General features: G+C 45.5%; 15 protein-coding genes. All 15 read right to left on the bottom strand.

Features of this window, described 5'->3' with window-relative positions; genetic code table 11:
• Positions 1-337: 337 nt before the first annotated feature.
• The gene (locus H509_RS28380; protein WP_084159183.1) at positions 338-502 is read right to left on the bottom strand and encodes a serine hydrolase; all 165 of its coding nucleotides are present in this window, start codon (positions 500-502) and stop codon (positions 338-340) included.
• 279 nt (positions 503-781) lie between these two features.
• The gene (locus tag H509_RS25285) at positions 782-1,939 is read right to left on the bottom strand and encodes an alpha-helical endospore appendage domain-containing protein (protein ID WP_036697046.1); all 1,158 of its coding nucleotides are present in this window, start codon (positions 1,937-1,939) and stop codon (positions 782-784) included.
• A gap of 200 nt (positions 1,940-2,139) precedes the next feature.
• On the bottom strand, positions 2,140-2,730 hold the full coding sequence (locus H509_RS0113690) for a YdeI/OmpD-associated family protein (protein ID WP_028545588.1): 591 nt from the start codon (positions 2,728-2,730) through the stop codon (positions 2,140-2,142).
• A gap of 28 nt (positions 2,731-2,758) precedes the next feature.
• Entirely contained in the window at positions 2,759-3,172 is a 414-nt protein-coding gene (locus H509_RS0113685) for an SRPBCC family protein (RefSeq protein ID WP_028545587.1), read from the bottom strand.
• Positions 3,169-3,498, bottom strand: coding sequence for an ArsR/SmtB family transcription factor (locus H509_RS0113680; protein ID WP_028545586.1), 330 nt, complete (start codon positions 3,496-3,498; stop codon positions 3,169-3,171). Before H509_RS0113680 ends, H509_RS0113685 begins: the two co-directional genes overlap by 4 nt.
• A 309-nt stretch (positions 3,499-3,807) precedes the next feature.
• Complete coding sequence (locus H509_RS25280) at positions 3,808-5,001, bottom strand: serine hydrolase domain-containing protein (protein WP_051287084.1); 1,194 nt, start codon at positions 4,999-5,001, stop codon at positions 3,808-3,810.
• 232 nt (positions 5,002-5,233) lie between these two features.
• On the bottom strand, positions 5,234-5,917 hold the full coding sequence (locus H509_RS0113670) for a class I SAM-dependent methyltransferase (protein ID WP_028545585.1): 684 nt from the start codon (positions 5,915-5,917) through the stop codon (positions 5,234-5,236).
• A 37-nt stretch (positions 5,918-5,954) separates the two neighbouring features.
• Positions 5,955-6,806 carry a DMT family transporter gene (locus H509_RS0113665; RefSeq protein ID WP_028545584.1) on the bottom strand — a complete coding sequence of 284 codons (852 nt, stop codon included), beginning with the start codon at positions 6,804-6,806 and terminating at the stop codon, positions 5,955-5,957.
• A gap of 41 nt (positions 6,807-6,847) precedes the next feature.
• On the bottom strand, positions 6,848-7,714 hold the full coding sequence (nikC, locus tag H509_RS0113660) for a nickel transporter permease (protein WP_245596042.1): 867 nt from the start codon (positions 7,712-7,714) through the stop codon (positions 6,848-6,850).
• On the bottom strand, positions 7,711-8,655 hold the full coding sequence (gene nikB, locus H509_RS0113655) for a nickel ABC transporter permease (RefSeq protein WP_028545582.1): 945 nt from the start codon (positions 8,653-8,655) through the stop codon (positions 7,711-7,713). Before nikB ends, nikC begins: the two co-directional genes overlap by 4 nt.
• A gap of 1 nt (position 8,656) precedes the next feature.
• Positions 8,657-10,225: a nickel ABC transporter substrate-binding protein gene (gene nikA, locus H509_RS0113650; protein WP_036697044.1), complete on the bottom strand. Its 1,569-nt coding sequence runs from the start codon at positions 10,223-10,225 to the stop codon at positions 8,657-8,659.
• Positions 10,207-11,544, bottom strand: a complete 1,338-nt coding sequence (locus H509_RS0113645) for an opine metallophore biosynthesis dehydrogenase (protein WP_028545580.1) — start codon at positions 11,542-11,544, stop codon at positions 10,207-10,209. Before H509_RS0113645 ends, nikA begins: the two co-directional genes overlap by 19 nt.
• Positions 11,545-11,549: 5 nt before the next feature.
• Entirely contained in the window at positions 11,550-12,359 is an 810-nt protein-coding gene (locus H509_RS0113640) for a nicotianamine synthase family protein (RefSeq protein ID WP_028545579.1), read from the bottom strand.
• Positions 12,360-12,508: 149 nt separating this feature from the next.
• On the bottom strand, positions 12,509-13,297 hold the full coding sequence (locus H509_RS0113635; RefSeq protein ID WP_028545578.1) for an ABC transporter ATP-binding protein: 789 nt from the start codon (positions 13,295-13,297) through the stop codon (positions 12,509-12,511).
• An 88-nt stretch (positions 13,298-13,385) separates the two neighbouring features.
• On the bottom strand, positions 13,386-14,267 hold the full coding sequence (locus tag H509_RS0113630; RefSeq protein ID WP_084159182.1) for an ATP-binding cassette domain-containing protein: 882 nt from the start codon (positions 14,265-14,267) through the stop codon (positions 13,386-13,388).
• Positions 14,268-14,280: the final 13 nt, after the last annotated feature.

Below are 14,280 nucleotides of genomic sequence, written 5' to 3'. Positions count from 1 at the left end.
TACTGCTTGTACAAAGTTTATCTACGGAATATTTCGAAGGGGAAAAATTTCCGTTTATATGTGTATTAAAGTGTAACTTCCATAACACCTCTACTTTATATTGATTTAATTAATACACACGTCGTCATTACACGAAACTTTATGTTTGTGCTTTTCAAGTTTATGGAGATTCGTTTTATCATCTTCGATATTTTCTTCAATTTCAGTATTTTTACCCATTGCTTATATTTCTTCAATAAAATGTTTCATGTTCAGGGAGAGTCAGTCTGACTCGGAATTCCAACATCCCCAAAGTAAGCAGACAAATCTTTGTTCAATTCGATTTCCCCTTGCTCCGCTAATGCATTATGGCAGTAACGGTTACCACTTTGAAAATAGAGGCGATGCGGAACACCGTTCGATATGGATTGACTAGCAGCTTCTTTTCCACATCCGAACAACCGTAATCTTTATTCAATAGCACTTTCGTGCCTTTGAGGACTACAAGTGCAGCTCCATCCATACTTTTTTTATTTCTGAGCGGTTAAAAAATGATCAGCATAGTGCTCTATTTCTTTTGGATTTTGCGGACCTCCCCCCTGGATGCTGCCGATACTTTCGATAGTTAACCATTACCGCCTAGTAAGCTGGCTGCTACGATGAAGGCTGGTGAAATGACCTTTACACGACTCAAAAAAAGGAGTCGATGCAGCACTTCTCTGCTGAAATCTAGCAGATTAGTCGTGCATGGACTCCTCTTATCGAGTATGATGAACAATTGAAATTACGAGGTATTCACCTGTTATGCTAGCTTAACAATGTCGATATTCGTGCCTTCCACATTTAAAGAATGACCTGAAGTATTATTTAGAGTCAAAATATTAGCCCCTGCTCCAGTAGTAAATACGGCCGATGAACTTTGAGAAACTCGAGTTGCTGTAGGAAAATTTGGGCTTAATCCAGCTAAATTAAACTCACTTTGCGTACCACCGATCAAAGTTCCATTTAATTGAAACTCTAATATAGATGTTCCTTGATCGGCAAAACCTAAATTTGTTGCAGCCTCATACGTAGCGAAATAAGTCTGATTTGGAGCCAATAAAATATCAGTTGATCCTGCCACATGAGTAATAGCTGTTCCATTAATTTCCTCATTAATAGTAAGCGGAACAGCATTCCCAGCACCTACTTGCACAATAGCTGGATTCGTAATACGTGCGTTGTTAGCGGTAACCAGTGGCCCTGTCGCTCCTGTCAATCCGGTAGCACCCGTAGCTCCTGTCGCCCCTGTAGCTCCGCTTGGACCTGTCGCTCCTGTTGCACCTGCACTTCCCGTAGCACCAGTTGCCCCACTTGGGCCTGTAGCCCCTGTTGCACCTGTAGCTCCCGTAGCACCAGTTGCCCCACTTGGGCCTGTAGCCCCTGTTGCACCTGTAGCTCCCGCTGGTCCTGGATCTCCTGTGGCACCAGTCGCCCCACTTGGACCTGTAGCCCCTGTTGCACCCGTAGCTCCCGCTGGTCCTGGATCTCCTGTGGCACCGGTTGCCCCACTTGGACCCGTAGCTCCTGTTGCACCTGTAGAACCCGTAGCTCCTGTGGAACCTGTTGGGCCAACCGGTCCGCCAGACGGACCTGTAGGTCCAGTCACCCCTGTTGGGCCTGTGAATGACGGTGCGGCAAGCACATTTTCTAATTTAAACTGAAGCAACATTTCCTTCTTTACTATATCTTGAAGTGTACTCTGCACACTCGCATCAATAGCAAGCAGATCACTAATCGTTGCAGGAACTGACAATCCTGGCAAAGTTCCAACCGCATATTGAATCTTCTCTGCCTCTGCATTAATAATATGACCCAGACCAAGCTCTTCAATGGCAATCGAGGCGAGTAACAAGTTTAAAGCATCCTCACGCGACAGCGTAATGCTTGGTGTGATGTTCGGTAAATTTGCTTGAGACACTAGTAATCCCCCGTTTCTTGATATATATCAGATAACAAGATATCATATGCCAGAAACAAGCATCTGTTCAAGCTTCTATTAAAAACCAACTCCTATCATATTTTCTAGTCCTATCTATACTACAAGGAGTCAGTTCTTCAATGCAGGTAACATCAGAAACAGCCGTAGCTCCTTAATAAAGGACATACGGCTGCTTCGTTTCATTTATCATTTAAACCCTTACCGTCCAAAATATGCTGCGCCCATTTTTCAATTCTCGCCTCGCGAGTTTTAGCTTGCTTTGCTCCAGAAAAATGCAGCATATACGCTTTTTGTCGACCTGCTGTTAATGCTTCAAAGGCGGCTTTGAATGCAGGATTTGTCTCAAATTTAGTGTGCAGTTCTTCAATGGGCACAAGTTCTGTACTCTTCATTACTTCCAAACCGGCTCGTTCTACTTCAATAGCTTCATGTATATAAGCTTTTAACATAGACTCCATTTTGATGATTTCCTGAACATTGGTGAACCGTATTTGACGCGCTGCCTGCACATTTTCTGTTTGTTGGATCAGTATACCGTCAGGGTCCTGTAACAAGGCACCCTTATGAAACAAAAGCGCACAGTATTCTTTAAAGCCATGAATTAAAACGATGTTTTTGTTCTCCAATGTGTAACAAGGATGCATCCATTTAAAGTCCTCTGTTAGCCCACAATCGAGCACAATCGTTCTTAACTTCGCAAACTCTTCCTTCCATTGCTTCGCTTTTCTTATAAATCCATCCACCTTAGCATTCATAATCGTATTTGTCATTCAGGAAGTCCCCTTATCCACTTTACGTTCAAAACAGCTGTTCAAGCGTAGCGCACCATTTTCCCCAACCATACTTGGCCCCTGCAAGTGCTTGCTCATTCGAGATTCCTGTTTGTTCAAGGTGAAGGTTAACTGTCCCCTCCCCTAAATCCTGAAGTGACCACGTAATCGTATGCTTCTCACCGCTCTCCCACGTGTAGGACAATTTGTGAGGTGCTTCCACCAGCAGCACTTCTCCTTCTATAATTCCATTCCACCATTCAGTCGGTTGCGTGCGAAACTGAAAACGATGTCCTACAACGGCTTCAAAATTGTTATCCATCGCCTGACCGGAATGAATATTGTGCACCCACTTCGCAAGCATGCTGGAATCAGTCAAGGCTGACCAAAGCTTCTCTATCGTGGTCTTGTACTGAAAATCTAAGGATAACGTTAAACTCATTCTTCTTCCTCCTCTAATAAATGCTTTAGGTGCATCATATTCGTACTCCAGAACTTACTGTAGAACGCCACCCAGTCTTGAACTTCGCTTAATGGCGCGGCGTTTAGTCTAAACCGCGTTTCTCTGCCGACTTTTCGATCTAACACGAGTCTGGCTTCTTTTAATATGGTCAAATGCTTGGATACTGCTGTACGGCCCATCTGAAACTGTGCCGTTAATTCATGCAGCGGCAGTTCCTCTGCTTCCGCTAACAATCGGATTAGGCGGCGTCTAGTTGGATCTGCAATCGCATCAAACACATCTCGTAACGGGTTGCTCTCATTCACCACACTCCCTCCATCAATTTAATGAATGGCACAAAAACCGTGTACGCGTACATAAGGATCGCTATTCATGTACGGCACCTCCCTGTAAGTTATAATAGGACACCATTTGGTGACGTTTTTATTATAAGACACCTTTTGGTGTCTTGTCAAACAGAGCGCTTCGCCTTTCACAAAATGTATAGAACGGTATTTTCCCCTCCTGCTGCTTATATAAGTACACTTTTTTCCAAGCGATTGTTGGCACAGAAATAGAAACGGTGCACCACTCCTTTTTAACAAAGGCGGAACACCGTTTCTGCTGTCTTTAAATTATTGACCAAATGCAGCCCTAATGACATTCAAACGCTGCTCCCACGTATCCACATGCGATGCATTTATGTTTACGGTCAACACATGCTCCCCACCTAGCAGACCTCCAGCATAAGACGAACTTCCATGTATATCCCCGCCATGCCCCCAGAACGTCTGCCCGTTTGGCAATTTGAATCCGATCATACCTAATCCATAAAGGCCGATTCTAGTCTCGACGCCATTTAGCATCTGCTGCAACGTCTCCGGCTTTAAGAGCTTACCGCCTAGCAAGGCGCTATAAAATGTATTCAGGTCTTTGCCGGTGGAGATCATATCACCAGCTGCATTTCCCGACGATGGATTTATTTCAGTGAAATCCACTAACTGGTTATCCTTACTGTTCATTGGAATCGAATAACCCCTGGCGTGTGTTCCTGGAATATACGACGCGTTTCCTAGTGAATAGGTATCCTTTAAAGCGAGCGGATCAAAAATACGCTTCTTCACTTGTTGAGCATATGTTTCACCTGTTACCTTACGAATAATTTCACCAACAAGTACAGTGTTCGTATTCGAATACTCCCATTTCCCTAATTCCCCCGGTGCAAATGAAGGTTTTATCGAAAGTCCCGCTTTAATTAGCTCATCTGCGGTATAACTGCGAAACGGTGTTTTCTCAAACTCTGTAATAAACTCCTTTGTTGTATAGTTTGCGATCCCGCTTGTCATTTGCAACAGATTACGAATCGTAATCTTATCGCCATCGTATCCGTTTCCTTTTACCACACCAGGAAGCCATTTTTCTACCGTATCTTCCAGACTGAGCTTTTTCTCATCCACCAATTGCAAAAGAACTGTTGCTGTAAATGTTTTGGTCACACTCCCAATTCGAAAATTGTAGTTTGACTTGATTGGATACGTATCATGTATACTTGCTTGACCTGAAGCATAAGACCATGACACGCCATCGTTCATACCTACCGCAAAAATACCAGGTGTAAGCGGATGTGCAGCTGCTTGATCCAATACTTGCTTCACATGAACTCGTAAATCAACTGGAGCTTGCTCGTTTTCCGATTGCTGTTGCGTCGCTTGCTCATGTTGCGCATTTACGGCTCCTTGTACCGAAAAAAATAGGAAGCTTGCTGTTACTGCCGTCACCAGCATCATCGTCGTTCTTTTTTTCAAGTCACTTGCGTTACAATTCATCATGATTACTCACCCTCCAATAGTTCGAGCTTTGGCTTCTCAGCTTAATAGAATGACTTGCTCACACCTTCATGCTATCGTAGTGATCTTTCATTTTTCTTACCTGTTTCTTACATCATTCTTACTTTCTATGTATTGATCGGGATGTAGTTGAGTTCTTTTACATGAGCTGCACAAAAAAAGACCTCTCCCTATCGTCAGTGAAGACCATAAGGAGAAGTATCGTCAATCCATATTAAGCTGGCGCCGTAAATCGAAAAATATAAGCCTGTTCATAAGCATACGTTAAATGATCTGCCACACACGTATACCACACACTATCTTCTGACAACTCAACAAAATCGACGGGCAGCATGCGGCGAACCGAAACTTTAAATCCTGCTTTAAAAAAGGCACCCGCGATTTCATCCAGCGAATGTTCCTGCATCGGCACCGCTGAGTTGGTATTTATTTTTTGTTTTATTCGAAGAAAGCTCGGGTTGCTCGGGTAATCCGCGTAAGTTGCATAATACACGCCCCCCGGCTTTAAAGCCTTTTTCATTTGGTGCGCGTGCGCCTCCAAGTCAGGCAGCAAATACATGACAGCCAAGCTGAATGCGATGTCAAACCTGTGCTCAAATTGCGCTGGATTTGATGTTAATACATATTGGATGGGCAATTCATGTTTGCGACTGTTGGCAATCGTAATGGATTCACTGGCTAAATCTGTGCCGATCGCTTCTTTATATGGACGTTCCTCATATAACAAACGTAAAAAACCACCTTGATTGCAGCCAACATCAAGTACGCTGCATGCACGTAAGTCTTCCTCGGGAATAAATTTCAAAACTCTCTTCCAGTGTGGAATATGAGTATCTTCCATACTCTGATCCCCCTCTTGCCACCACACCTTATAAAATTGATCCTCGCTTGTCCTCATATTCTTCCACTCCTTTTAGGTCACTATTTTAAAATAGTTAGGCGCGAGCACTGTGCGACGGTTTAGACATAGATAGACCAACGCAGCCGGCAACAATCAAAATACCGCCAATAATCGTAGTCAAATTAGGTATTTCTCCCCAAAAAAGATAACCAAACAGCGCATTAAGCATGAGCCCGAAATAGCTGATTACTTGTACGACAACAGCATTTTCATGTGTAAACGCCTTCGTTAAAAATAGTTGGCCAATTAAGGAAACGACGCCAATCAGCAGCAAATAAACGCCTTCCCTTACATCAGGAATAACAAAAGGGTTCGTTAGAAATGGAATAGCGACAATTGTGGAGGTCGCCGTAAAATAAAACACGATTTCATAAGCCGAATGCTTCTGGCTTAAATAACGTATCGAAATGCTCGCCGCCGCCGAAAAAACCGCGCTTAGGATGCCAACAATAGCATATACAGAGTAGCTAGCGTACGTATTCGGCTGAATGAGGATGGCTGCACCAACCAGCACGACGAGCAGCAGCAGGGCTGATTTACTTGGAATGTGCTCCTTTAGAAGGAGAGCGGACAAGATCATTACAAAAATGGGTGCAAGTTGAGCTAAGATGCTCGCATCCGTAAGTGGCAAATGGGAGAGCGTATAAAAAAAGGTGAGCATATACATGCCGCCCATCAGACCACGAACAGCGAGCATCGGAATGCCTGTTCTGGAAAAAGAGATCCTCTGCTGACGCATCATGACAAGTACAAGCACCGTGCCGATTAATCCACGGAAAAACGCAATTTCCCCGGCAGGAATCGTAAAGCTGACCTCTTTGACCAATGCATTCATGACACTAAATACGAAAGACGACAGTAGGGCCAGTAGTATTCCATTTTTCATGGTGACCTCTTTATCCTTTGAAGTTGGCTTAATAATTCAGATTATCTGGAACGCACATCCATTAGATCACGTAAGCCATCACTTATGAGATTGCATGCCAGCACAACGATTAAAATGCATAGACCAGGATATATCATCTGCTCAGGTGCGATTTGAAAATAAGGCCTGCCATCACTTAGCATGGCTCCCCATTCCGGTGACGGGGGCTGTGCTCCAAGACCAAGGTAGGATAGTGCTGAAATAAGCAATATCGTTTTCCCCACATCCGCGGCGGCCATAATGGCCAATGGAGATGCCACTTGACGAAGCAGGTGCCTTCGGATAATACGCCAGCCCCCACTACCGGCTACAATGGAAGCATGGATGTAGTCCTTCTTGCACTCCGATAGGGTTATCCCTCGTACGAGTCGGGCGTATCCGATCCACTTGACACATGCAATCGCAAACAGCGTATTCACGAGGCCTGGGCCAAGAAAGCCTGCTACGGCAATCGCAAGCAAAAACTCAGGCAATGCGCCCGCGGCATCAGCCAGACGCATCAACAGGGCGTCCAAATATCCTTTGGCGTAGCCTGCAAGCAGGCCAAGCGGCACTCCAATAAGGATAACGACTGCGCTGGCACAAAAGGAAAGACCAACCGTTTGACGAGTTCCTGCCACTAATCTGGATATGATGCAGCGCCCCATATGATCCGTTCCAAGTGGGTATTCCAGACTCGGCGCACGCAGCCGCTGTGACATCTGGATAAGCAGCGGATCATTAAGTGTTAGCCACGGGCTTAACGATGCGATCAATAAAATAATTGCCGCGATCCCGATGCCGATCCCCATCACTGGACTGCGTCTTATCGTCCGCCATGAGGCGTATGCGCTTTGAGTTACCACATTTGTAGGGCTCTCTGCTTTCAAGCGCTCATCCCCTTTTCATGCCGAATTTTCGGGTCTAACAACAGAAGGCCGACGTCGGATAACCAATTCGCAAGTCCAATCCCTAATCCGGTTAGCAAAATATACCCTTGAATTACCGGATAATTGCGTTGCGTAATCGCTTCCATCGCCATGCTGCCAAGCCCTGGCCAGCCAAACAGCGTCTCCGTCACGACAGAGCCAGCTATTAACGCACCCATGCTCACCCCTAGCAGAGAAACTATAGGCAGTAAAGCAGGACGCATCGCGTATATGGCGGTTACCCTCCATTCTCGAATACCTCGCGCACGTGCCGCTCGAATATATTCCTGCGAAAGACCTTCCAGTAGACCGGAACGCAGCAGCCGGATGTATTCCGGAGCCATAACAAAACCAAGCGTAACAGAAGGCAAGATGAGATGGTACAAGCTGCCTCCCCCCATCATAGGCAGCCAGTTTAAGCGGTAAGAAAATAAATAGATCAGCAGCAGGCCAAGCCAGAAGCTAGGGATAGATGCACCAAGCAAAGCAATCATTCGACTGGCATGATCAACAGATCGGCCACAATATACAGCAGCTAGCAGGCCAAGCGGAACTGCGAACACAAGCAGTGCAAGCATAGAGCTGAACATCAATGAAACCGTTGCAGGCAATCGTTCCATTAGCAGTTGCCAAACGTCCTGATTAGTCGTATAAGAGCGTCCCATATCGAAACGAGCAACTTGGAGAAGCCAGCTTCCATACTGCTGGTACAAGGGCTTGTCAAGTCCTAATGCTTGACGAACCACTTGTTGATTAGCTTCAGTAACCGGTCTTTCATCAGCCTTCAAAACAGCGAGCACAGGGTCGCCTGGTGCCATTTTCATGAGTACAAATGTAACTAGACTTAACACAATAAGCATTAGCACTAGCTGGAGCAGCCTCAATCCGACATGCTTGAACATGTTAGCGCACATCCATTTGATTCGAAACGATATAGAATTCTTCAGCACCTGGCTTCCAGTTTAAAACGCGTTGATTGATCCCCACCAAAATGTTTGGATGTATAATAAAAGAATTTACGTTCGTTTCGTTAATAACTTGCACAGCTTGCTGGGTCAACTGATTACGTGTTTGAACATCTCCGGTTGCGTGAAGTGCTTTCAAAATCGGATCAAGCTGAGCCACGTGAATGTTAGCCGGATTGTACGACCCTCCTGGAACATAGGCCGCAGTAAGGAACGACGCGCCGTCTCCACGAGGCGATGTTAAATAACTCGATGTCGATAAATCCCAATCGGTGTGATCTTTTATATAGACATCGGGATATTCGACCGATAATATTTGGATATCCATTCCTATTTTGGCGGCGTCCGATTGCAGCAGCAGTGGAATTAGCGGCAATTCGGGATTGATTCCGGAAAAGGCGATCAGCTTTAATTGAAGCACTGCACCGTTCTTTTCCAGCTTGCCGTTTCCGTTCTTTTTATATCCTGCTCTCTCCAGCAGCTTGAGTGCTTCCTCTGGACTAAACTTTGTATATCCACCCTTGTTGCCGAACGGAAGCGAAGAATAAAACGGACCGTTAGCAGGATGAGCATGACCAAGCATAATTTCTTTTACGATGGTGTCCCGATCAATCAGCTTATCGATCGCTTTTCGCACGAACAGATCGGATACGCTCGCACTTTTCGGGTTGTACGTAAAATAATGGGTACGTAGACTCGTTACCGATTGCACGGCAAGCTCTGCATCTTGGCCAATCGTCCCGAGTGCCTCTGGAGCTAAATGATACACAATATCCGCATGTTTGGACTGAAAGGCCATCGTCCTGACGTTTGCATCCGCATTAAACAGAAACTTCACCTTGCTCAGCTTCGCTTTTCCGTCCCAATAACCGTCAAACCGTGACAGCGATATTTCCTGTCCGGAAATAAAAGCATTGACTTGAAATGGCCCCGTACCAACAGGTGCTTTATTAAAGGCTGCCTTCCCCATTTTTTGCTCAGCCGCGACACTGATCAAGCTTGTCGTAGGATGAACTAGCTCTGTGGGGAAAGCTGGATGAGACTCTGTCGTTGTAAAGGTAAGCACTTGTCCATTGGCTTCCATATGTTGAATCTTTAATGCAGCAGCAAGCGCCTTGCTATCTGTAATCCCCCGCTCGAAGGAAGCTTTAGCGGCGGCAGCATCAAGTTTTGTACCGTCCTGAAAAGTAACACCGTCTCGGATCGTAAATTGCCAGGTAAGGTCATCCTTTGCTTCCCATTTAACAGCAAGCCAAGGGTTGACCTGCATGTTCTCATCCAAGCGAAGCAGCGTTTCGGTTATACCCGCTCTCAAGGCGATCCATTCATTGTGAGGGTCTAGTGACTCGTTAGGTAAGCTGTGTACAATAGTAATGAGCTTCTCTTCATCCTTGTTTGTATGTGCCAACTGGGCATTTCCACTACAACTGGTCAGTACCATAATGCAGCATAATATGGCGAGAAGTGTTCCACTGCTGCGGAGCAAGCTTACGTTGTGTCCAAACATGCTTCTGCCTCCTGTTCCCGAAAAGTAAGAAGAATCGTTGCCGCTTGCTCCTCTGTGTCATCTGTCATCATATCGAAAGCGAACCTGTCTGCACCTTTCTCCTCTATAAAGGTGGCCAGCTTGTCTTCAAAAAGCTCGACTAATGCAAGTGCATGCTTCATCTGCACACCTAACAGCTGTCCCAAGCTGCACAGCAGCTTCAGCTTCTTATAATCCTCATACGGGATTCGCGGGATGTACCAGTGGCCGTTGTTATCAACCTCGGCCTGCTTGTAGGGAATGGCGGAAAAGTCGACGTATTTTCCTTGCTCGTCCGGTTCCGAGAATGGATCGATCAGTATGGAGGAATAGCGGATATACAGCATATATTGTTGCTGGATAGGCTCCATTTGAGGAAAGCCCTCGATATCCGCTCGCGACAGCGTCACCTCATGCACCGGATAGTTATCATCATTCAGAAATTTCAGCAAATTCAGAGGCTTTACACCAAAACATAGGAGCAGCTCTGATATCTCCTTCCAGAGCAATATCATACTGCGGATCGTATGCTGGTTAATCGGCCCTTCCGGATACAGTTTATACAAATATTTACGTGAAATATGGGAGCCAAAAATTTCATTTAAGGAATATTCGTTCATAAAAAAAGGGGGATGCACATACGTTGTTATGCTGCGGCTCTCTGCTTCAATCGGTGTAGCAGCTAACTCACACTGAATCGTTTGCGCTTCGAGCATCGCTTTGAGTATTGGGGTTATTTTGCTGTCCTTGCGATTTGTTCCGACTATTATTTTTCGTTTCATACCTTTGACAACGGTTTTTAACATCGTATTTTCGTGGAATGGGAATCTGGAAGAGGCATAGTAAGTAGAAAAGCTGATAAGTTCAATGGAAGCTGCATGCTGACCTAGCGCACGTTGAAGTAGAAGATTCGATCCGATCCCTGGTGAAATAAGTACAATAGTACGCAGTCGCATCATCGCTGCCAGATTTAATTGTTGAATGACCTGTGTGTAACTGTCACTTGGGGTGCATAACACAAGCGTGTGCCATATATCCTCAACGTCTTCATAACCATTATAAAAACAGCTCACTGTCGTACCACTACTTAAATGACGGGCTTGCGGAGTTTGTAAATCAGCATAAATCGCATATTCATTTTGTTCAAGCTCTTGCTGAATCTGATTCGCGCGAATTCCTTTTCGATTTAGTAAGCCTACTTGATTAGAGTGCTTGCTCCAATCTACTGCTGCATGAATGCCAGCCGGCCCAACGCCAACAATTAATGTGTTGCCAAACGATTTCAGGTGTGGATTAATCATCCTACCTATGTCACCTCCATTGCTCTAACTCTTTTGCGCTGTAGCATGACGGTATCGTAAATCCTTTTCCCTTGTACGATCGGGGTTATTTCCCATTCATCAGTTGGTTCGACATCAAAAGGAAAGTTGAAGATGGACTTTAGTCCGTTGCCATATCTTATAATGATTTTGACATCTTCATGAGCTGATTGTCTTAGCTTTCCGAGCAGTTCATGTTTGTCGTCAACGAGCGAAGCAACAATAACATGTGTAGCCTGCTCAAGGAAGCTTAGTCCTGCCTCATAACAGCCTGAGAACGAAAGACTGGTGATTAACCCTACCGCCTCAGCAACCCGCTTTCCGAGAGCAACAGCTTCTTCATCTGTGTCCAGGCAAAATACTTTTGCACCTGTTTCTTGCGCCATCGTCAGCGCAGATACAGGGAAGGCACCGGAGCCGATAAACAATATTTTGGAAGACGAGTCCATTTCGAACAATAGCAGTTCACGTCTTACTGTAGAAGAGAGAATCGAAAGGTAATCACTTATGCTCGTTGTTTGATTCAGTATTTGCGAGGATTGGTATTTTTCCAAATGACACAACGCTTGATTAGATGCAGAGCGAACTCGCTCCCCGTGCTGCCTGATCTCTTCCGTATCCCCCCATTGCCTCCAAAGCGCTTCATTTTCATCGGATGTCATGAACTGACATAAAGCGTCCAACTTCGACTGCAACAACTCGTAACAATCGGAACACTCTTCTGAATAAGCTCTTAACCGATGAATTTCAAATTCAAATGACTGCAAGGCAAGCAGTAAGGCGTACTTCTGTTTCAAATCATTTCCCCCCGTTTCATTGGTAAGTTGAATGGATGGTAATAACCACCATTTTACAACCGTAATTATACAAGACTTCCAAACGTACTTGTATAGCTAAAACGGGCTATATTTGACTACTAGCAAAGTAGCGATGATAGGGAAATGCGCTATCTGCTTGCTGCCGCCAGGAGTAACTGGGTGTAGGGATGACGCTTAGCACTCCAAATTTCATGCTTGGAAAACTGGTCCACGATTGTACCTGCTTGCATAATTACCATTCGAGCGCTCATTTGCTCCACAACAGCAATATCATGGGAAATAAATAAAAATGCTAACCCAAGCTCAAGACGCAACTGCTCTAACAGCTGCAAGATTTGAGACTGCACTGTAACGTCAAGACTCGTCGTTGCCTCGTCGCAAATTAGCAGCTTCGGCAGCAAACTGATTCCGCGTGCAATGACAACCCGCTGCCGTTGTCCACCGCTTAGCTCATGTGGATAACGCTCCATGCAAGCGCGTTCCAGTCCAACCATGTCAAATAACGTCGCAGCGGTGTTCCGTCTGGACTTTCTTATTCCGGTAAGAAAAGGTGGCACTACTTCTGGATAATTGTCGAGCGGCTCCAAGACAGAGCGCCATACGGGAAGTCGATCATTAAGTGCGGCGTTAGGGTCTTGAAACACGCCTTGTATATGCTGGCGCATCATGCGTAAAGCCTTTCCTTTAAGTCCTGTTAGCAAAGTACCGTGAAACGAAATTTCTCCACAGTCTGGCTGCTCCAACAACAAAAGCAGCTTTGCAAGCGTGCTTTTGCCACATCCGCTCTCGCCCACAAGCCCGAGACATTCTCCCTTGTTGATATGAAACGATATATTGTGTACGGCATGAACTGTTGCTTTCCCTGTTGAGCCTTTGTACGTTTTGGATACCCCGTTTACCGATAGTAGTGCATTCATCTGGCAATTCCCTCCTTAACAGTAGCGCTGCCTTGAAGTGCACGATCTTGTTATAAAAGTTACTGCGATACAGGTTCAGCAGGTTTGATTAAGTTTGATCAGGTTTGATCAACTTTGGACATGACTTCAGAAGCTGGCAGGTGTACGGATGCTTTGCATCATCTCGTATCGTTATGGCATCTCCCGCCTCTACGATGCGGCCTGCTTTCATCACTAAGATGCGATGTGCTCGTGTCATTACTTGTTGCAAATTGTGTGAGATCAGCAGCAACGCACATCCCGTTTGCCGCTGCAACTCCGACATAAGTGCGAGTACCGTTTCACCCGTCAATACGTCTAGCGCCGTTGTCGGTTCGTCCGCAATAAGTAAAGCGGGTTTCAGCATTAGTGCGGCAGCAAGGGACACACGCTGCTGTTGTCCCCCACTTAATTGGAAGGGGTAGCTTGCGTAGGTACGCTCAGGTGGCAGCGCAACGTAGTCTAACCAAGTCAACGCCAATTGCTTGGCTTCCCGATCGGAGAGATGCTTCAGATGCGTTCGAATGATAGCACACATTTGCCGTCCTACTGGGAAAAATGGAGAAAAGCTGCCTTGATAATTTTGAAAAATCCAACCGATTTGTTTGCCTCTCCATTGCCTCTTTTTCTTTTCAGACCAGTCTATGATCGACTCCCCTTGAAATAAAATATTTCCGCTTCCAATCCGGACCCCATTTGGCATTAAACCCGCTATGGCGCTTGCAGTGATACTCTTCCCGCTTCCACTCTCGCCTATAAGCGCCAACGTCTCTCCTTCGTTAATGGTGAATGAAAGCTCATGAAGTAGTGTGCTGCAATGATTGTCTTTTTGGACAACGACACTTAGGCGATCTACCATCAACACTTGACGTAAGGGGGTATCCTTCTGTTCCTCTCCATGATGATCGCTCCAATCCGCTTCCTGCTTGTTCTGATCCTGCAAAGCTGCCATTAAACTCACCTCC

This window comes from Paenibacillus taiwanensis DSM 18679 (genome assembly GCF_000425125.1).
Taxonomy (GTDB): Bacteria; Bacillota; Bacilli; order Paenibacillales; family Paenibacillaceae; genus Paenibacillus_B; species Paenibacillus_B taiwanensis.
This window is presented reverse-complemented; position numbering and strand designations above follow the sequence as displayed.

Bases quoted from the DNA above. Each gene is read 5' to 3' on its own strand.
- H509_RS28380 (WP_084159183.1), bottom strand. From the start codon at position 502: ATGGATGGAGCTGCACTTGTAGTCCTCAAAGGCACGAAAGTGCTATTG.
- H509_RS0113690 (WP_028545588.1), bottom strand. From the start codon at position 2,730: ATGACAAATACGATTATGAATGCTAAGGTGGATGGATTTATAAGAAAA.
- H509_RS0113685 (WP_028545587.1), bottom strand. From the start codon at position 3,172: ATGAGTTTAACGTTATCCTTAGATTTTCAGTACAAGACCACGATAGAG.
- H509_RS25280 (WP_051287084.1), bottom strand. From the start codon at position 5,001: ATGATGAATTGTAACGCAAGTGACTTGAAAAAAAGAACGACGATGATG.
- H509_RS0113670 (WP_028545585.1), bottom strand. From the start codon at position 5,917: ATGAGGACAAGCGAGGATCAATTTTATAAGGTGTGGTGGCAAGAGGGG.
- H509_RS0113665 (WP_028545584.1), bottom strand. From the start codon at position 6,806: ATGAAAAATGGAATACTACTGGCCCTACTGTCGTCTTTCGTATTTAGT.
- nikB (WP_028545582.1), bottom strand. From the start codon at position 8,655: ATGTTCAAGCATGTCGGATTGAGGCTGCTCCAGCTAGTGCTAATGCTT.
- nikA (WP_036697044.1), bottom strand. From the start codon at position 10,225: ATGTTTGGACACAACGTAAGCTTGCTCCGCAGCAGTGGAACACTTCTC.
- H509_RS0113645 (WP_028545580.1), bottom strand. From the start codon at position 11,544: ATGATTAATCCACACCTGAAATCGTTTGGCAACACATTAATTGTTGGC.
- H509_RS0113635 (WP_028545578.1), bottom strand. From the start codon at position 13,297: ATGAATGCACTACTATCGGTAAACGGGGTATCCAAAACGTACAAAGGC.
- H509_RS0113630 (WP_084159182.1), bottom strand. From the start codon at position 14,267: ATGGCAGCTTTGCAGGATCAGAACAAGCAGGAAGCGGATTGGAGCGAT.